This is a genomic window from Paenibacillus lycopersici, from assembly GCF_010119935.1.
Classification (GTDB): Bacteria; Bacillota; Bacilli; order Paenibacillales; family Paenibacillaceae; genus Paenibacillus_Z; species Paenibacillus_Z lycopersici.
In genome coordinates this window covers 5094267-5113266 of sequence record NZ_CP048209.1, presented here as the reverse complement: position 1 = coordinate 5113266, position 19000 = coordinate 5094267, and the positions used below count along the sequence as shown (strand labels likewise).

The 19000-nt window shown below is 60.6% G+C and carries 16 protein-coding genes; all 16 read left to right on the top strand.

Features of this window, described 5'->3' with window-relative positions; genetic code table 11:
- Positions 1 to 155 precede the first annotated feature (155 nt).
- Positions 156 to 1178, top strand: coding sequence for a zinc-dependent alcohol dehydrogenase (locus GXP70_RS22505; protein ID WP_162358909.1), 1023 nt, complete (start codon positions 156 to 158; stop codon positions 1176 to 1178).
- 47 nt (positions 1179 to 1225) lie between these two features.
- Positions 1226 to 1585, top strand: coding sequence for a VOC family protein (locus GXP70_RS22500; RefSeq protein ID WP_162358908.1), 360 nt, complete (start codon positions 1226 to 1228; stop codon positions 1583 to 1585).
- A gap of 22 nt (positions 1586 to 1607) precedes the next feature.
- On the top strand, positions 1608 to 2939 hold the full coding sequence (locus GXP70_RS22495; RefSeq protein WP_162358907.1) for a phospholipase D-like domain-containing protein: 1332 nt from the start codon (positions 1608 to 1610) through the stop codon (positions 2937 to 2939).
- Positions 2940 to 3903: 964 nt separating this feature from the next.
- A complete protein-coding gene (locus GXP70_RS22490) occupies positions 3904 to 4959 on the top strand; it encodes an iron-siderophore ABC transporter substrate-binding protein (protein WP_162358906.1) in 1056 nt (351 codons plus the stop codon).
- 5 nt (positions 4960 to 4964) lie between these two features.
- Positions 4965 to 6020, top strand: a complete 1056-nt coding sequence (locus GXP70_RS22485; RefSeq protein ID WP_225442520.1) for a FecCD family ABC transporter permease — start codon at positions 4965 to 4967, stop codon at positions 6018 to 6020.
- Positions 6021 to 6084: 64 nt separating this feature from the next.
- Entirely contained in the window at positions 6085 to 7131 is a 1047-nt protein-coding gene (locus GXP70_RS22480) for a FecCD family ABC transporter permease (protein WP_162358905.1), read from the top strand.
- 82 nt (positions 7132 to 7213) lie between these two features.
- Positions 7214 to 8044 (top strand): ABC transporter ATP-binding protein, encoded by an 831-nt coding sequence (locus tag GXP70_RS22475; protein WP_162358904.1) that lies wholly within the window; start codon positions 7214 to 7216, stop codon positions 8042 to 8044.
- Between the two features lie 457 nt (positions 8045 to 8501).
- Complete coding sequence (locus GXP70_RS22470; RefSeq protein WP_162358903.1) at positions 8502 to 9500, top strand: Gfo/Idh/MocA family protein; 999 nt, start codon at positions 8502 to 8504, stop codon at positions 9498 to 9500.
- 49 nt (positions 9501 to 9549) lie between these two features.
- On the top strand, positions 9550 to 10314 hold the full coding sequence (locus GXP70_RS22465; RefSeq protein ID WP_162358902.1) for a sugar phosphate isomerase/epimerase family protein: 765 nt from the start codon (positions 9550 to 9552) through the stop codon (positions 10312 to 10314).
- Between the two features lie 20 nt (positions 10315 to 10334).
- A complete protein-coding gene (locus GXP70_RS22460; protein WP_162358901.1) occupies positions 10335 to 11435 on the top strand; it encodes a Gfo/Idh/MocA family protein in 1101 nt (366 codons plus the stop codon).
- A gap of 354 nt (positions 11436 to 11789) precedes the next feature.
- Complete coding sequence (gene iolD / locus GXP70_RS22455; protein WP_162358900.1) at positions 11790 to 13661, top strand: 3D-(3,5/4)-trihydroxycyclohexane-1,2-dione acylhydrolase (decyclizing); 1872 nt, start codon at positions 11790 to 11792, stop codon at positions 13659 to 13661.
- Between the two features lie 25 nt (positions 13662 to 13686).
- Entirely contained in the window at positions 13687 to 14604 is a 918-nt protein-coding gene (gene iolE / locus GXP70_RS22450; RefSeq protein ID WP_162358899.1) for a myo-inosose-2 dehydratase, read from the top strand.
- Positions 14601 to 15602 (top strand): 5-dehydro-2-deoxygluconokinase, encoded by a 1002-nt coding sequence (iolC, locus tag GXP70_RS22445; RefSeq protein ID WP_162358898.1) that lies wholly within the window; start codon positions 14601 to 14603, stop codon positions 15600 to 15602. Before iolE ends, iolC begins: the two co-directional genes overlap by 4 nt.
- A 32-nt stretch (positions 15603 to 15634) precedes the next feature.
- The gene (locus tag GXP70_RS22440; protein WP_162358897.1) at positions 15635 to 17080 is read left to right on the top strand and encodes a CoA-acylating methylmalonate-semialdehyde dehydrogenase; all 1446 of its coding nucleotides are present in this window, start codon (positions 15635 to 15637) and stop codon (positions 17078 to 17080) included.
- 32 nt (positions 17081 to 17112) lie between these two features.
- Positions 17113 to 18153 carry an inositol 2-dehydrogenase gene (gene iolG / locus GXP70_RS22435; RefSeq protein ID WP_162358896.1) on the top strand — a complete coding sequence of 347 codons (1041 nt, stop codon included), beginning with the start codon at positions 17113 to 17115 and terminating at the stop codon, positions 18151 to 18153.
- Between the two features lie 15 nt (positions 18154 to 18168).
- Positions 18169 to 18981, top strand: a complete 813-nt coding sequence (iolB, locus tag GXP70_RS22430) for a 5-deoxy-glucuronate isomerase (protein WP_162358895.1) — start codon at positions 18169 to 18171, stop codon at positions 18979 to 18981.
- The last annotated feature ends 19 nt before the right edge of the window (positions 18982 to 19000 follow it).

Here is a 19000-nt window from a genome sequence, read left to right as displayed (position 1 = left end):
GCCGCCCGGCGAAGCCGGCAGAGCGAGGGCAAAGCCGCGCGGTGACGGAACGGCAGGCTTTGGCGCGATAACGGACTGTCCGTTCCGCCGCGAACGCTTATAATGGAGTTGTCGAATGGACATGAATGAATACGGATTGTCGGGGAGGTTACGGAATGAGAACGAAAGCGTGGTACGCCAAGGCGCCGTTTCAGTTCGAGCTGCGCGAAGGCGAGCTGGGGGAGATCGGCGAGGACGAGGTGCTGATCCGGGTCAAAGCGTGCGGCATTTGCGGGACGGACATGACGAGCGTGAAATCGGCCGCGGCCGATTGGGAAGCGATCGGCCATGAAATCGCGGGCGTCGTTGTCCGCAAAGGCGCGCGCGTCGATCATGTCGCGGAAGGCGCCTCGGTGACGCTGGAGACGAGCACGTTCTGCCGGACATGCGAATGGTGCCGGGACGGCCGCTACGATCTGTGCAACAAGGGACCGAGCTTCTGGGGCCGGAACTTCTCGATGGGCTTCGCCGAGTACGTCGTCGCGCCGAAGGAGGTCGTCGTGCCGTTCGAAGGGCTGTCCTTCGCGGTCGCGTCGCTCGCGGAGCCGCTCGGCGTCGCGATGGACCTGACGGAGACGGTCGACATCCGCATGGGCGACGACGTGCTCGTACTGGGCCTCGGTCCGATCGGCCTGATGGCGCTTCGCCTCGCGAAGCTTCGGGGCGCGCGCAAAATCTACGCGGCGGCCCGGTCCCACTCGGTCAAGCGCATCGAGACCGCGCTCGCGTTCGGGGCGGACGAAATCATCTATACGGACAAGACGCCGCTCGAGACGTACGCCTTCGACCGCGGCGGGGTGGACCGGGTGCTCGTCTCGGCGCCCCCGTCGACGATTCCGTCGGCGTTCAAGGCGGCAAGGACCGGCGGCGTGATCGGCTTCATCGGTATCGAATACGGCGCCGGCGCGAATATTGCGTTCGACGCGAACGAGTTTCATTTCAAGAAGCTGCAGCTTCGGGGCTCCCACGCGACGCCGGCGCTGTTCTTCCCGAAATGCATCGAGCTGCTGAAGTCGGGCGCCGTCGACGGCGAGGCGCTGATCTCGCATACGTTCGCGTTGGACGCGTTCCCGGACGCGATGAAGGCGATGCATGACGATCGCGGTTCCGCGATCAAGATGGTCATGGTGAACGATTAGGATAAGGAACGATTCATACATTCGATGACAGACAGGAGTTATGCGCGATGATCAAAGGTCTCGGAGGCGTATTTTGGCGAACGAAGGATCTTGAGGTTACCAAGAAGTGGTACAACGAAGCGTTGAAGCTCGACATAAATGATTGGAATGGGGCCATCATCAAACCGCAATCGGGCGGCGAGACGATTTTCTCCCTGTTCGGCGAGGAGAACGGCTATTTCCCTGCCGATCAGCAGGTAATGTTGAACTTTCAAGTCGAACGCATGGACGAGACGCTGAAGCATCTTGAACAAGTCGGCGTACCGCTTGCGAAGGCGCAAGAAAGCAGCGAATACGGAAATTTCGTTTGGATCAGGGATCCTGACGGTCGGCTGATCGAGCTATGGGAGAAGAACGGGCAGTCATGAGGAGGCGGAGGCGAATGCCTTGATGGGCAATTTGAATATGAACGACATCGCGATTCCTAGCGCCTCCAAGGCTTCCTACCCGGTTCGCTCCGGCAACGCGCTGCGTCCGCTCATTGACGGAGAGCCCGCATTTCGCCGCATATGCGAGGCGGTCGAGCATGCGCGCCGCAGCGTGTGGGTGACGGTGACGTTCATGTGGGCGTCATGCCGGATGCCTGACGGAAGAGGCACGCCGCTCGACGTCCTTCACCGCGCCGCCGAGAGGGGCATCGACGTGCGGGTTATATTCTGGCGGCCCGATCCCGAAACCGAACAGCTGAAGACGAATGCGTTCTGGGGAGCGCCCGAGCATTTCGAGGGGCTGCGGCAAAGCCGATCCGACATTCGGATCCGCTGGGATCGTGCCGAGCCGGGGTATTGCCAGCATCAGAAGAGCTGGCTTATCGATGCCGGCGCCGATTCGGAGATTGCCTTTATCGGGGGGATCAATCTCAATCCCCATTCCGTAGTCGCGCCGGGTCATCGAGGCGAAGGCCAGAATCATGATGTATATATCGAGCTTGCCGGACCTTCCGCGGTCGACGTGCATCATAACTTCGTTCAGCGATGGAACGAAACCAGCGAGCGCGGGCTGCCGGATGGACGATGGGGCGAGGGAAGCGGGGACGATCTTCCGTTTCCGACGGTAATTCCCCGGCAGCGAGGAAGCATCCCCGTTCAAATCCAACGGACGATCCATAGCGGCCGGTTAGCGAACGGACATGCCGCGACGCAAGGATCCGACTATCCGATCGGCGAGGGCGAACGCTCGAATTTCGAGCTGTACTGTGCGGCGATAGACGCTGCCCGCCGTTCGATTTATATCGAGAACCAGTATGTGGCCGTCGCGGAAATCGTCGAATGCTTGCATCGGGCGCTGCGGCGGGGCGTGGAAGTCGTCGTTCTTATGCCTGCGGACGCGCAGTCGCATGCGCCCTTGCTGCATCTGGCGGCTTTCGATCGGTTTACGCTCGCGGGGATCGCCGGATTGAACGAAGCAGGCAGGCGCTGCCCGGTATGGGTGCACGCCAAAGTAATGATCGTCGATGGCGAATGGGGCACCGTCGGCTCCTGCAACCTGCATCGATACTCGTTATTCGGCAATTGCGAGATGAACGCGGCGTTCTGGGACGCGAAGTCGGCTCGCGCGCTGCTGGACGAGCTGCTCCGCGAGCATCTGGACGAGGATGTGTCCGGGATGGACGATCTTGCCGCGCTTCGGCGCTTCGGCGCGATTGCCAGAAGCAATCGCCGGCTTGACGTTGCCGGCGGCGGCAGCTGGCAGGGGCTTGCCTTCTCTCAACTGCCTTGCTAGCCGATTTAAGCCGCGAGCTTAAGCCGTGAGCTTGAGGCTCAAGCTTCAAGCTCAGGCTTAGGCGCCCAAAAAGCAACCTCCCAATATTGCTACGGTCCCGGAAATTCAGGCGCCATGTTCCGGAAATCCTACCCGAAGGGAGCTTTTCCCGGCCATTCAGGCGCCGCGTTCCGGAAATCCTTCTCAAAGGGAGCTTTTCCCGGCCATTGGAGCGCAGCAGACGGGAATTCCTGCTCAAAAAGCAACTTTCCCACCCATTCTGCCTTCCACGGCCTTGAATTCCTGCTCAAAAAGCAACTTTCCCACCCATTCTGCCTTTCGCGGCCCTGAATTCCTGCTCAAAAAGCAACTTTCCCACCCATTCTGCCTTCCGCGGCCCCGAAATCCTGCTCAAAAAGCAACTTTCCCACCCATTCTGCCTTCCACAGCCCCGAAATCCTGCTCAAAAAGCAGCTTTCCCACCCATTCTGCCTTCCACAGCCCCGAAATCCTGCTCAAACAGCAACTTTCCCACCCATTCTGCCTTCCACAGCCCCGAAATCCTGCTCAAAAAGCAACTTTCCCACCCATTCTGTCTTCCACAGCCCCGAAATCCTGCTCAAAAAGCAGCTTTCCCACCCATTCTGCCTTCCACGGCCCCGAAATCCTGCCCTGAAAGCAGCTTTCCCGACTTTGCTGCCTTCCACGGTATAAACAGCTGACAGCGCAAACCGCAAGGCATTCGCTTATTCCGGAGGGATACAGAAGCCGGCACGGATTGCCGCTGTCAATTCCCGGCCGGCCTCCCGGCATTCCTGATCGCTCGTTTCGCGAAGCAGCCCGGCTTTGTCAATAAAAGGACATAGTTAGTTCGTCCTGGCGGCTTGACATGGCTAGTGGAATTCCTTAATATGATTAACGAGAATGATTATCAATTGCACCCAAGTGAAGCACATTTGGATGGACGGAAAAGGGGATCAGAAGCATGTTAAGAAGCATCAAATTTCCAAAATGGATCGGAAGCGTAACCATCGTCGCAGCGGTCGCGATCGGGCTGATGGGATGTTCCTCCAATAATAATGGCGGGAATAACCAGGAAACGACAGGGAATTCTAATTCTATTACTACCAATACGAATGCCGCAGCGAATGGCGCGGCGGACACGTCGTTCAACGCGACGATCGATACCAAATTCGGCCAAGTGAAGATTACCGAAGAGCCTAAGCGCGTCGTGGCGCTCGGCTGGGGCGATGCGGAGACGGCGCTCAGCCTCGGCGTGGAGCCTGTCGGCGCCAGCGATTGGCTTGCTTTCGGCGGCGAAGGCGTAGGTCCGTGGTTGAAAGGCGCCTACAAAACAGCGCCGACGATTCTCGGCACGATGGAGCTTGATTATGAGAAAATCGCTTCGCTTAAACCGGATCTGATTCTCGACACCAAATCGTCCGGCGACGAAGAGCGCTACAAGCGCCTCTCCGAGATCGCGACGACGGTCGGCGTTCCCGCCGATGGCGATAATTACCTGACGACAACGAACGAGCAAGTGGATATGATCGCTAAAGCGCTGGGCAAGGAAGATGAAGGCAAAGCCCTGTTGAAACAAGTGGATGACGCTTTCGCGAAAGCGGCCCAGGACAATCCGGAATTCGCCGGCAAGAACATTGTCGTAGGCGCGTATTCCTCCGACGGCTTCGGCGCATACGTGAAGGGCGACGCGCGCGTCGACTTCATGACGCGGCTCGGTTTCACGAATAAAGAAGCGGTCGAGAAGCTGGCGAACGGCAATTTCTACGTGAAGGTGTCGGACGAGCAGCTCGACCTCTTGGATGCCGACGTGACGGTCGTTATGCCGATCTGGGTCGATCCGAAAGAAATCACGAACAATAAGCTGTTCCAGAAGATTCCTTCCGTCGTTGACGGACGCTCGATTATTCTTGATGCGGATACGGCCAACGCCTTCTCGACGGGCACGATTCCGTCCTTGCTGTGGACGATCGAACATCTGCCGGCTCAAATCAAACCACTTATTAAAGCTGGAGCGTGAACGCAGTGACTTTGGCCAAGCAGCCCAAGAACGATAGCGGACAAGCGTGGACTATCGCTTCCTTGCGGTCCAAGCGGTTAACGGGTTTCATCGTCGCGCTCGTCCTGCTTGCGGCTGCGATGTGCCTGAGCCTGATGATCGGAGCCAAACGGCTTTCTCCGGAAACCGTATGGCTGGCGCTCTTCTCCAATAACGACAGCTACGAGCACCGGGTCATTCTGGATTCCCGGCTGCCCCGCACGCTGCTTGCGCTCGCGGTCGGTCCGGCATTCGGATTATCGGGGGCGCTCATCCAGGCATTAACGCGAAATCCATTGGCTGACCCCGGCATTCTTGGCGTGAGTGCAGGGGCGGCCTTTGCTGTTGCTGTGGGGGTCGGCGTGTTCTCGGTCGGCTCCTTGTCCGGTTATGTCGGTTTCGCCCTTGTCGGGGCTATGGCCGCGACGGTGATCGTCTACATCATAGGCGGGGGCGCGGGCAAGAAATCGCCCACCCCCGTTCAGCTGACGCTGGCGGGCGTCGCCCTCGGCGCGGCCTTAAGCGGAATCACGACGGCGATGACGCTCTTGAATACCAAGGCGTTCGAGCGTATGCTGAACTGGACCGTCGGAACGCTGGCGCGCACGAACCCGGGCGATCTCCGGTTCGTGCTGCCGCTGCTCGTCGCAGGCGCGATATTGGCCTTGGCGATCGCGCCGGCGCTTAACGCCATCGCGTTCGGAGAGGACCGCGCTTCGTCATTGGGCGTCAACGTCATGCTGATCCGCGGGATCGGCATGATCGCGATTACGCTTCTAGCGGGAGGCGCGACGGCGATCGCGGGGCCGATCGGTTTCCTCGGCTTGATGGTGCCCCACTGCGTGCGCTGGTTCGTCGGCCCAAGCCAGCCTTGGATCTTCCTGTATTCGATGGCGGTCGCTCCCTTGCTGCTGCTGGTCGCCGATATCGTCGGCAGGGTTGTCATTTCCCCGACGGAAGTACCGGTCGGCATCGTTATGGGTTTCATCGGCGCTCCGATTCTCATCGTCCTCGTACGGCGGCGTTCGGCAAGCAAGCTTTGAACCGCGGCCGCCTAAGGGACACGGCTGCGCTTAACCGCTTAACGGCAAGAAGGAGTGAATTAAGATGCCTCCCATTCATTACGGCAGGCGATACATACGGATCAGGGGGCCTTTCCATCTGCGCGTCGACGTCAGGAGCCTTGCGGTAACGCTCATTCTCCTGGGCGCGACGCTGGCGCTCGCCATCTTCGGGCTGATGATCGGGACGATGCGCTTAAGCGTGCATGAGGTATTCGCCGCGTTAAGCGGCGATGCAGCCAAGCTGACGAGGACGATTGTCGTCGATTGGCGGCTGCCCCGCGTGCTGGCGGCAATCGTATTCGGCGCGGGATTGGCGGTAAGCGGCACGATCTTTCAGTCGCTCACGCGCAACCCGCTGGGCTCGCCCGATATCATCGGGTTTACGTCGGGTTCGTACACGGGCGCGCTGATCGCGATGCTCATTGCCGGCTCGACGTCGTTCATCGGCATTGCGGCAGGGGCGATGATCGGCGGGCTCGCAACCGCCATGCTGATTTATTTGCTGGCGTTCCGCAAAGGCACGCAAGGCTTCCGCCTGATCATTGTCGGCGTGGCGGCGTCGACGATCTTGAGCAGCCTGAACGCGGTGCTGCTGCTGCGCAGCAAAGCGGAAGTCGCAATGACGGCAGCGGCGTGGGGCGTCGGCTCGTTGAACGGAATCGGCTGGGCGCAGTCGGTTCCGGCCATGCTGGCCGTCGCGGCGCTGCTGTTCGCCGCCGCGGTCATGGGCAGGCCCCTGCGGGCAATGGAGCTGGGCGAAGACGCGGCCAAGGCGCACGGCATCCGCGTGGAGCGTTCGCGCATCGCGCTCATTGCCATCGCCGTCGTGCTGACGGCGGCGCCGACGGCGGTCATGGGGCCGGTCAGCTTCGTGGCGCTGGCGGCGCCGCAGGTTGCGCTCAAGCTGACGAAGTCGACGCAGAGCTTGGCGCCGTCGGCGGCGATGGGCGCATTCCTGCTGCTAAGCGCCGACATCGCGGCGCAGCGGATGGTGCCCGGGACGTTGCTTCCCGTGGGCGTGGTCACGCTGTCGCTTGGCGGCTTGTACCTCGTGAGCGTGCTGTTCCGGCAGGCGCGGTCGGCAGCTTGACGCGGCACGGCAGAACGTTCGCACACCCGGCCGGCCAGGCCGCTTGCATTTCGATATGGAGACGGAAAGTAGTTGAACGAGGATGAAGATAACGGCGGCAGACGTCCGGCATGCGGCCTTGCCAGTAACGGAATCGCGGCTTTGGACGGAAGATATAACGATTAACTACGAGGATCGGGTCATATCCCGCAACTTGTCCGTGAGCATCCCCGACGGTTCGTATACGGTTATCGTCGGACCGAATGCATGCGGCAAGTCGACGCTGCTCCGCACGCTGTCGAAGCTGATCAAGCCCTCCGCGGGACAGGTGCTCTTGGACGGGAAAGGGATCGCGACGTACAAGTCCAAGGAAGTGGCGCGCAGAATCGGGCTGCTGCCGCAGTCGTCGACGGCTCCGGAAGGCATTACCGTGGCCAATCTGGTCGCGCACGGCCGCTATCCGTTCCAGAGCTTCATTCGGCAGTGGACCGACGAAGACGAGGAGGCGGTCGCGACCGCGATGCGGCTGACCGATACGAGCGGGCTCTCGCACCGGTTCGTCGACGAGCTGTCCGGGGGACAGCGGCAGCGCGTCTGGGTCGCCATGGCGCTCGCGCAGCAAACCCCGCTGCTGCTCTTGGACGAGCCGACGACGTATCTGGACATCGCCCATCAAATCGAGCTGCTCGAGCTGTTCAAGGACTTGAACGAGCAGGGGCGCACGATTGTCGCGGTTTTGCATGACCTGAATCATGCCGCCCGGTACGCGACGCATATCATCGCGATGAAGAACGGCGAGCTGATCGCGCAAGGCGAACCCCGCGAAGTGATTACGGAATCTCTGGTGGAGGCGGTATTCGGCCTGAAATGCACGATCATCGACGACCCGGTCTCGCATACCCCGCTTGTCGTTCCGCTTGGCAAGCATCGATAGGCGCAGCGGACGGCCGAAGCTCGCGCTATAGGCCAGCAGAGAACGAGTAAACACAGCAATCAGCAGGCGAATAAGCATGCCGCTCTTGTCGAAAGGCTTCCTTGGATCCAGTATCCATAAGGAGGCCTTTTTTCGTGCAGGCATCGCGTTCTTCATGCGGGCCGGCTCGATTGCCGCGGATGCCGTCTCCATCCGAACTTGCTGCCCGTGCGCAGCCATGCGCCATGGAGCGGCAAGTTCCAGCGAGTCTTGGCCGCTTGCAATAATTGGCCACATTCCATCAAAATATTCAACCTATACACCCATGGGACACGGTGGTATAATCTGCCTGAAAAGATTGATGTGCAGGATGACGATAATGCAGCGTTCGCAAGCGTACGTAGTTATCTCCTTTGATACAACAATCTTTTTTTGAATAGGCATTGAAAGCGCTCTTTTATATTATGGAGGTGCAATTATGGGAAAAGTTCGTTTTCTGATGATCGGTGTAGGCGGTATGGGACGAGAGCATATCCGCAGATTGCTGAACGTGCCCGAGGCTGAAATCGTCGCTTTGTCGGATCCGTCCGAGGCGGCGATCAATCAAGTGAAAGAGAATTTCCCTTCGCTCGCGAACATTGCCGTCTACGCGGATTACAAGGAGGCCATCGCCCAGTCCGGCGCGGACGCGGCGGTCATCGTGTCGCCTCACAGCATGCACTTCGAGCAAGGGATGGCCTGTCTGGACGGCGGCCTCCACGTGCTGATGGAGAAACCGTTCGTCAGCGGCTCGGATAATGCCGAGCAGATCATTGCGCATGCCGAGAAAGTAGGCAAGCATCTGGCCGTCGCTTACCAGCGTCACCTGATGGGACCGTATATCTATATCCGCGACCTGATCCAAAGCGGAGAATTGGGCAAAATCAACTACATTTGCGCCTATCAGGCGCAAAGATGGCTGATCGGCGCGACAGGCACGTGGCGTCAGAAGCTTGCGCTGTCGTGCGGCGGACAATTGAACGATTCGGGCAGCCATCTGCTGGACGTCGTGCTGTGGGTAACCGGACTCGAGCCGGACAGCGTATCCGCCGCCATCGAGAACCATGGCCGCGAGGTCGATATCGACTCCGCCGTAACGGTCCGTTTCAAGGAAGGAGCGATCGCGACGTTCAACGTCGTCGGCAGCGCGAGCATCGGCTGGCATGAGGATGTTTCCATCCATGGCGATAAAGGCTCGGTCTTGTACCGCAACAACCAGATCCTGGTCGCGAAGGAAGGCGAGCGCTCCCTTACGGCGATTTCCGAAGAGGATCTTCCGGCATCGAGCGATCCGGACATCGATTTCGTTAACCTCGTGCTTGGCCGCGTAAGCGAAGCGGCTGCGCCGTCGAGCTGCGGACTTCGCATCGCCCGCCTGACGGAAGCGGCATGGGAGAGCGCCGCCAACGGCAGCAAAGTGATCAAGCTGGCTGATTAATCGCAGCCCTCCGGCTGTTCTTCAATCCTGCAATGAGGAGGTATCGGCTGTGCACACGATATCGATCGAAGGCTTTTCGTTTCACGGCATGTTAAGGGAAGGGACGATGGATCTCTTCCATCAGCTCGAGAGCATCCGCTACCGTTACGGCCTTCAAGCGGTCGGCATCTGGAACGGATTCCTGGCCTCCACGGAGGATGCGTATCTCGCGAAAGTCAGACAGGCGCTGGACGAGAAAGCGATGACGGTGCCGAGCCTGGCGTGCGATTGGTGCGCGGTGTGGGCGGACGATGAAGCCGAACGCGAGAAGCAGCATCAGAACGCGCTGGCGAATATCAAGGCCGCGAAGGCGCTCGGCGCGAAGAGCTTGCGGATCGACTGGGGTATCCAGCAGGATACGATAACCGACGAGGAGCTCGCGTTTATCGCGAAGCGGTATAACGAATACTGCCGCTTGGCGGAAGACTTCGGCTGCGTCGTCGGGCCGGAGAATCATTTCGGCGCATCGCGGGATCCGGAGTTGATGCTGCGGATGGTCGAGGCGGTCAACCACCCGTCCTATAAGCTTCTGCTTCACGTGCAGCGCTGGATCAGCGGCCGGGACACGGCGGACGAGCGGCTTGCTCCTCACGCGGCGCATGTCCACGTGAACGCGGAGACGCTGACGGCCGAGAAGCTGCAATCCATGACGGCCGCGGGCTATGCCGGCGGCTGGGGCATCGAGCACGGCGCGGGCAGCGATGAATACCGCGTGACGCAGGAACAGCTGGATGCGGTCAAACTGGTGCTTGGCGCGTCTCCCGCGCTGAAGTAGCGCGATAAGGAGGAGAGCGCATGAAGCCTGTCCGAATCGGTATCATCGGCGTCGGCCAGATCGGGAAGAGCCATCTCGAGACGTATGCGAGCATACCGGAAATCGAGATCGCAGCCGCAGCCGATATCAACGAAGCGGAATTGAACCGGGTCTGCGACCAGTACGGCATCCCGAGCCGGTACGCGGATTTCAGGGAGCTGTTGAAGCGGGACGATATCGTGGCGGTCGATGTCTGCCTGCATAACAATTACCACGCTCCCGTAACGATTGAAGCGCTGCGGGCCGGCAAGCATGTCTATTGCGAGAAGCCGATCGCCGGCTCGTACGTGGACGGCAAGGCGATGCTGGAAGCCGCCGCGGCGAACGGCCGCATGCTGCATATCCAGCTTGCGCAGCTGTACACGGCCGAGACGAAGGCCGCCAAGCTGCTGATCGACGGCGGCAAGCTCGGCCGCATCTATCATGCGCGTTCCACCGGTCATCGCCGCCGGGGCAGACCGTACGTGGACGGCTACGGCAGCCCGACCTTCGTCAAGAAGGAAGAGGCGGCCGGAGGAGCTTTGTTCGACATGGGCGTCTATCACATCTCGCAGCTGCTCTACTTAATGGGGAATCCCAAGGTGGAGCGCGTGAGCGGCAAGACGTACCAGGAAACGGCGATAGACGAGGCGCGCCAAGCGAGCAGCGGCTACAACGTGGAAGAGCTCGGTCTCGGCTTCGTCCGCTTCGAGGGCGGTCTCACGATGGACGTCATCGAGGCATGGGCCGTGCAGCTGGGCAATTTCGAAGGAAGCAGCATCGTCGGCTCGGACGGCGGCGTGCGGCTGAATCCGTTCAGCTATCACGCCACGCTGTGCGACCTCGACATGAACGCGACGTTCGATCTCGGGGCGATGACGTTCCGTCATCATCAACTGCGCGAGAACGAGGATGCCTACGATAATTCCCAACGCCACTGGGCGGCCGTGCTTCAAGGCAGGGTGCCGCTGCTCCCGACGGCCGAAATCGCGCTGCAAACGATGCTGATCAGCGAAGGCATCTACATCTCGGACCGGCTCGGCCGCGAGATCACGGCCGAGGAAGTGCTGGAACAGTCCGAATCGAGGGCGATTCGCCTGTAGGCGGGTTAATTTCGAAAGCAGGAAGTTCCTTTCCGTAAAGAGAAGGCAGGTTGAACGGACGTATCCCCTTCAGGCAGACAAGCGAGACCGGCCATCGGCGAGATGGACGCGACGTTGTCGGCCGGAAGGGGATTTTTGTTCGGCGTGCTTCGGCAGCGAGCGCTCGAGCCCGGGTTCCTGCGCGAAATTTTCTTGAATCGGGAATTGAAAATCGGCGGGTACCCTGTATAATGTAGTTAAGCGCTTAACTAAACATCGCTATTGTAAGCGCTATTTTGTCGAAAACAGTCTATTCGTTGTTTTGTTTATCGTCTATGTATGCAAATGAAGCGATTAACTAAAACGGGAGGCATTATGACAACCATTCGATTAACGATGGCTCAAGCTTTAGTGCGATTCCTCGATGCGCAGTACGTATCGATCGACGGCGAGGAGACGAAATTCTTACGCGGGGTCATGGGTATCTTCGGCCATGGCAACGTGACGGGGATCGGCGAGGCGCTCGAGTACAGCCCCGGCGAGCTGACCTTGATTCAAGGGAAGAACGAGCAGGGCATGGTGCATGCGGCTGCGGCATTCGCCAAGCAGAACAACCGCACGCAGATCTACGCTTGTACCTCCTCGATCGGACCGGGGGCGCTCAATATGGTGACGGCCGCCGCCACGGCCACGGTGAACCGTATTCCGGTACTGCTGCTGCCGGGAGATAATTTCGCGTCCCGCCAGCCGGATCCGGTTCTTCAGCAGCTGGAAGTCGCAGCGGATTATACCGTATCCGCCACCGATTCGTTCAAAGCCGTGAGCAAGTATTGGGACCGCGTCGTTCGTCCCGAACAGCTGATGTCGGCCGCGCTGCAGGCGATGCGGGTGTTGACGGATCCGGCCGAGACGGGGGCCGTCACGCTGGCGCTGCCCCAGGACGTCCAGACGGAAGCCTATGATTATCCGGAAGCGTTCTTCTGTAAGCGCGTCCATTATATCGACCGCCGGCCGCCGGCGCCGGAGGCGGTGCAGCGTGCGGCAGCCCTGCTCGGGAGCAAGAAGAGACCGCTCATTATCGCGGGCGGCGGCGTATTGTACGCATCGGCTGTCGGCGAGCTGCGGGAATTCGCCGAAACTTTCGGCATTCCGGTCGCGGAGACGCAGGCCGGCAAGAGCGTCCTGCCATGGAATCATCCGCTCAATGTCGGGGCTGTCGGCGTGACGGGAACGCTTGCGGCGAACCGTTTGGCCAAAGAAGCGGATGTCATCATCGGGGTTGGAACCCGGTATTCGGACTTCACCACCTCGTCCAAATCGGCTTTCGCCAACGAAGACGTGCACTTCATCAATATCAACGTTAGCACGCTCGATGCCGCCAAGTGGGGCGGGGCCGCCTTGACGGGCGATGCCAAGGCGGGGCTGCGGCTGCTCGCCGAAGCGCTTCGCGTATCGGGCTACGCCAGTTCCTATGCGGACGATGAAATCGCCGTGCTGAAGAAGGAATGGGATGCCGAGGTCGACCGGCTGTTCGCGCTGGAGGACGATCGCGGCCTTGCCCAGACCCGCGTGCTCGGCGTCATTCAGCAGACGATCGATCCAAGCGCCGTCATCGTCTGCGCGGCAGGCAGTTTGCCGGGCGATCTGCACCGCTTATGGCGGCCGGTGGAACCGAAGACGTACCACATGGAATACGGCTTCTCGTGCATGGGCTACGAAGTGAGCGGCGCCTTCGGCGCGGCGCTGGCAGCGCGGAAGGAAGGCCGGGACGTGTACGCCATCGTGGGCGACGGAAGCTACTTCATGCTGCATTCCGAGCTGATCACGAGCTTGCAGGAAGGCGTCAAGATCACGATTCTCCTGCTCGATAATCATGGCTTTCAGTGCATTCATAACCTGCAGCGCGGCCACGGCAGCGAGGGCTTCGGCAACGAGTTCCGTTACCGCGACGCCTCGACCGGACGGTTGACCGGCAGCTATATGCCGATCGATTTTGCGGCCCATGCCCGCAGTCTCGGGGCAGCCGCCTATAAAGCGAATTCGGCGGAAGAGCTGGAGCAGGCGCTGATTCAGGCCAAGCGGGAGCAGAGGTCCACGCTGATCGAGATCCCCGTCGTGCCGGGCACGAATACGGACGGCTACGAGTCCTGGTGGAACGTCGGCGTACCGGAAACTTCGGTCAGCGACAAAGTGCTGAAGGCGCATGAAGTCATGAAGCAGCAGATTCGTTCGGCAAGAACGATCTAAATACGACGCTAGGGAGCTGAGACGTATGAATAGATTTCCGTTCAATATCGGCGCGCATCCCATCAACTGGGTTGGTGAGGATGTCCACGAGCATGGCGCCGATACCCCGTTCGAGCAGATCGTGGACGACATGCAGCGGCTAGGTTTGGCCGGTACGGAGATGGGACGCAAATTCCCTAAGGAGACGGCAATCCTGAAGCGAGAACTGGATCGACGCGGCTTGACGCTCGTATCCCAATGGAAATCGGTGCTCTTCTCGGATGCTGCGTACCGGGAAGCGGAGCTCGCGGCTTACGAGCAGCATGTGCTCTTCTTGAAGGAAATGGGCAGCACGGTGATCAGCACATGCGAGGTGGGCGGTTCGCTGCATTTCGATCCCCGCCGCACGCCGAACGAGAAGGAAGTCATTCCGCTGGACGAAGCGGGCTGGCTCAGTCTTGCCGAAGGCTTGAACGCGGCGGGCGCGATCGCGCGCGCGCATGGATTGAAGCTGACTTACCATCATCACGGCGGCACGGCCGTCGAGCGTCCCGAGGAGATCGACCGGCTGATGGAGCTGACCGATCCCGGCCTCGTCTACTTGCTGTACGATACCGGTCATGCGTATTACGGCGGCTCGGATCCGCTTGCGCTGCTGCGGAAGCATTACGACCGCATCGCCTACGTTCATTTGAAGGACGTCAGAAACCCGATCCTCGCGGAAGCGCGGGCAGAGAAGGCCGATTTCATCACTTGCATCCGCAAGGGCGTCTTTACGGTGCCGGGGACGGGAGACCTTGATTTCCGGCCGATCGTCGAGGAGCTGCTGGATCGCGGCTACAACGGCTGGGCGATGCTGGAGGGGGAGCAGGATCCGGCGCGATATCCGGCGTTCGAGTATGCCGCGCGGGCGATCGCTTATCTGGAATCGCTGCTTCCCGCGAAAGCGGGGGACGCTTCATGAACGAGCTGCGGTTTCCGAACAATCGGGCGTTCGACTTCACCGCCATCGGCCGTCTGTGCATCGATTTGAACGCCAACGAGATTAACCGGCCGATGGAAGAGACGAAGACGTTCACGAAATACGTCGGCGGCTCGCCGGCCAATATCGCCATCGGCATGTCCCGGTTCGGCCTGAACACCGCCTTTATCGGCAAAATCGCCGACGACCAAATGGGCCGCTTCATTCGCGGCTACCTGGAAGAGAACCGGATCGACACCGGCAATGTCGTAACCGACGATACGGGCGCCGTTACCGGGCTGGCGTTCACCGAGATCAAGAGCCCGACCGATTGCAGCATCTTGATGTACCGCGACAACGCGGCGGATCTGCTGCTTACGCCGGGCGAAGTGAGCGAAGCGTTGATCGCGAACACGAAGCTGCTGCTCATTTCCGGCACCGCGCTGGCCCAGAGCCCTTCGCGCGAGGCCGTGTTCCAGGCGCTGCAGTATGCCAGGAAGCACGGCACGATCGTCGCGTTCGACCTCGACTACCGTCCGTACACGTGGAAGTCGCAGGAGGAAACGGCCGTCTACTATAATCTCGCCGCAGAGAAGTGCGACATCCTCCTCGGAACGCGCGAGGAATTCGACCGCATGGAATGCTTCGAACAAGAGCACGGCGACACGAGCACCGCAACGCGTTGGTTCAATCATTCCGCGCAAATCGTCATTATCAAGCACGGCCAGGAAGGCTCGATCGCCTACACGAAGGACGGGGCAAGCCATCGCGCCCAATCGTATCCGGCCAAGGTCGTCAAAACGTTCGGCGCCGGCGACGCCTATGCGTCGGGCTTCCTGTACGGCGTGATGCAGGGCTGGACCCTGGAGAAGAGCATGTCGTTCGGAAGCGCGTCCGCCTGCATCGTCATATCCAGCCACAGCTGCTCCGACGCGATGCCGGGAGCGGAGCAGGTTCACGACTATATCGCCCGCTGCGAACGCGGCGAGATTGTCGTCTGATTCGCAAATACGCCTAAGAAGAGGTGCTTCAAGTGACGCATGGTTTATTGAACTTTATTGGCGGTCAATGGACGGAATCGAACGCCGGCCAGACCCTTCCCGTCTACAATCCCGCGACGGAAGAAGTGCTGGCGGATGTCCCGCTGTCGACCAAGGATGACCTCGATCTCGCCGTCCGCGCGGCGGCCGAAGCGTTCGCTTCCTGGAGCCGAACCCCCGTGCCGCGCCGGGCCCGCATCCTGTTCAAGTATCAGCAGCTGCTGGTCGATAACTGGGAAGACCTTGCGAGGCTGGTCACGCTGGAGAACGGCAAGAGCTATGCCGAAGCGTACGGCGAGGTGCAGCGGGGGATCGAATGCGTGGAATTCGCCGCAGGCGCACCGAATTTGATGATGGGCAAGCAGCTTCCCGATATCGCCACGAATCTGGAATCGGGGATGTACCGCTATCCGATCGGCGTTGTGGCCGGAATCACCCCGTTCAACTTCCCGATGATGGTGCCGTGCTGGATGTTCCCGCTCGCGATCGCCTGCGGCAATACGTTTATCCTGAAGCCGTCGGAACGGACGCCGCTGCTGGCTAACCGTCTGGCCGAGCTTCTGCATGACGCCGGACTGCCGGCGGGCGTCTTCAACATCGTCCACGGCGCGCATGACGTCGTGAACGGCATGCTGGAGCATCCGTCCATCCAGGCGATTTCATTCGTCGGCTCCCAGCCCGTCGCGGAGTACGTGCACAAGCAGGCATCGGCCCATGGCAAGCGCGTGCAGGCGCTTGCGGGCGCGAAGAACCATTCGATCGTCATGCCCGACGCGGATCTCGACCTGACGGTGAAGGAAATCGTGAACGCGGCCTTCGGTTCCGCGGGCGAGCGCTGCATGGCCTGCTCCGTCGTCGTGGCCGTCGGGGAGATCGGGGACGCGCTCGTCGGCAAGCTTGCCGAAGCGGCGGACCGGATCACGGTCGGCAACGGAATGGTGGAAGGGGTGTTCCTCGGCCCGGTCATCCGCGAGTCGCATAAAGAACGGACGCTGGGCTATATCGGCGGCGGCGAGGAGGAAGGCGCGCTGCTGGTCCGCGACGGACGGCAGGATGAGGCTTCAAGCGGCCGGGGGTATTTCGTCGGGCCGACGATCTTCGACCAGGTGCAGCCCGGCATGAAACTATGGCAAGACGAGATTTTCGCTCCGGTTCTATCGATCGTGCGGGTCGATACGCTGGAGGACGCCATCGCGCTGGCCAACCGTTCCGATTTCGCCAACGGCGCCTGCCTGTTCACCCGGAGCGGCGCGTCGATGCGCCAATTCCGCGAAACGATCGACGCCGGTATGCTCGGCATCAATCTCGGGGTTCCGGCGCCGATGGCCTTCTTCCCGTTCTCCGGGTGGAAGAAATCGTTCTATGGCGATTTGCATGCCAACGGCACCGACGGCGTCGAGTTCTATACGCGCAAGAAAATGGTCACGACCCGCTGGTAACATCAAGCGTGAAAACACAGGAGGTTTACTCGATGTCCAACCTAAAGATCGGCATCATCGGCGCCGGCCGAATCGGTAAAATCCATGCCGACAACCTGCTTCGGCACCCGGAGGTCGAAGTCGTCGGGGTCAGCGATCTGTTCGCGGGACCGGAGCTTGAAGCCTGGGCCGCGGCCAGAGGCATCGGCCTGCTGACCAAGGACGCGAACGAATTGATTCAGCACCCGGAGATCGACGCGCTCTTCATCTGCTCCTCGACGGATACGCATGTACCGCTTATCAAGCAAGCGGCGAAGGCCGGCAAGCATATCTTCTGCGAGAAGCCGGTCAGCCTCTCCGTCGCGGAGACGGCCGAAGCGATCGAAGCCGCCGCGCAGGCGGGGGTCAAGCTGCAGATCGGTTTCAACCGGCGCTTCGACCATAACTTCAAGCGCGTCCGCGAGCATGTCGAAGCCGGCACGATCGGCGACGTGCACATCGTCAAGATTACGTCTCGCGATCCGAATCCGCCGTCCAAGGACTATATTCAAGTATCCGGCGGGCTGTTCATCGACATGGCGATTCACGACTTCGACATGGCGCGCTTCGTCGCCGGGAGCGAAGTGACGGAAGTGTTCGCCCAAGGCAGCGTGCTGGTCGATCCGGCGTTCGCCGCCTGCGGCGACATCGATACCGCGATCGTCACGCTCAAGTTCGCCAACGGGGCGCTCGGCGTCATCGACAACAGCCGGCAGGCCGTATACGGCTACGACCAGCGGGTCGAGGTGTTCGGCTCCCGAGGCAGCGTGGCGATTGCCAACGATTACCCGAATTCGGCGGTCGTCAGCACGGCGGCAGGCATCGTGTCGGATAAGCCGCTGCATTTCTTCCTCGAGCGTTATATGGGCGCCTATGCGGACGAGTCCAGGCAGTTCATCGACTGTCTCGTTCGCGGAACGGCGCTGCCGGTAACGGGCGAGGACGGATTGCAGGCAGAACGCATCGCCGCGGCAGCCAAGCTGTCCTGCAAGCTGAACCGCTCGGTCAAGCTGGAAGAGCTCGACGAGCTGCTACTTCAATCCGCACAAGGGTAATGGAGGTATATGAACATGTCCAAACTTATCGTTTCGCCGGCGCAAACGCCGGGCACGGACGGCTCGGTCGTATCCATTACGCCCGAATCGGCCGGATGGACGTACGTCGGTTTCGAAGTGCTCCGCTTGCAGAAGGGTCAGTCCGTCAGCAGACCGACGGCGGACAAGGAAGTATGTCTCGTGCTGCTCAGCGGCATGGCGAACGTGAGCGCCGCCGGACAATCATGGCGCGGGATCGGCCGCCGGATGAGCATCTTCGAGAGAATCCCGCCGTATTCGGTCTACGTCCCGAATGACCAAACGTATGCAATCGAGGCGCTGACGGACGCGGAGATCGCGGTCTGTTCCGCGCCGGGCCATGGCCGTCACGAGGCGCGCCTGATCGCGCCGGATCAGGTCGTGACGGAGGTGCGCGGCTCGGGCAGCATGGAGCGTCTGGTCCATAATATCCTGCCGGAGCAGCAGCCGGCCGACAGCCTGCTCGTCGTCGAAGTGTTTACGCCGAGCGGCCATTGGTCGAGCTATCCGCCGCACAAGCATGACCGCGACGCCCTGCCGGAAGAATCGCTGCTGGAAGAAACGTATTATTTCCGCGTAGATCCCGGACAAGGCTATGCCGTTCAGCGCGTCTATACCGATGACAGGGAGCTCGACGAGACGCTGATCGTGAAGGACGGCGAGTCCGTGCTCGTTCCGCGCGGCTACCACCCGGTAGCCGCGCCTCCCGGATACGACGTCTATTATTTGAACGTGATGGCCGGTCCGAAGCGGACGTGGAAATTCCACAATGATCCCGAGCATGCATGGATCGTCCAGCCGCGAACGTGATGGCGTCCGCCGTCGTCGC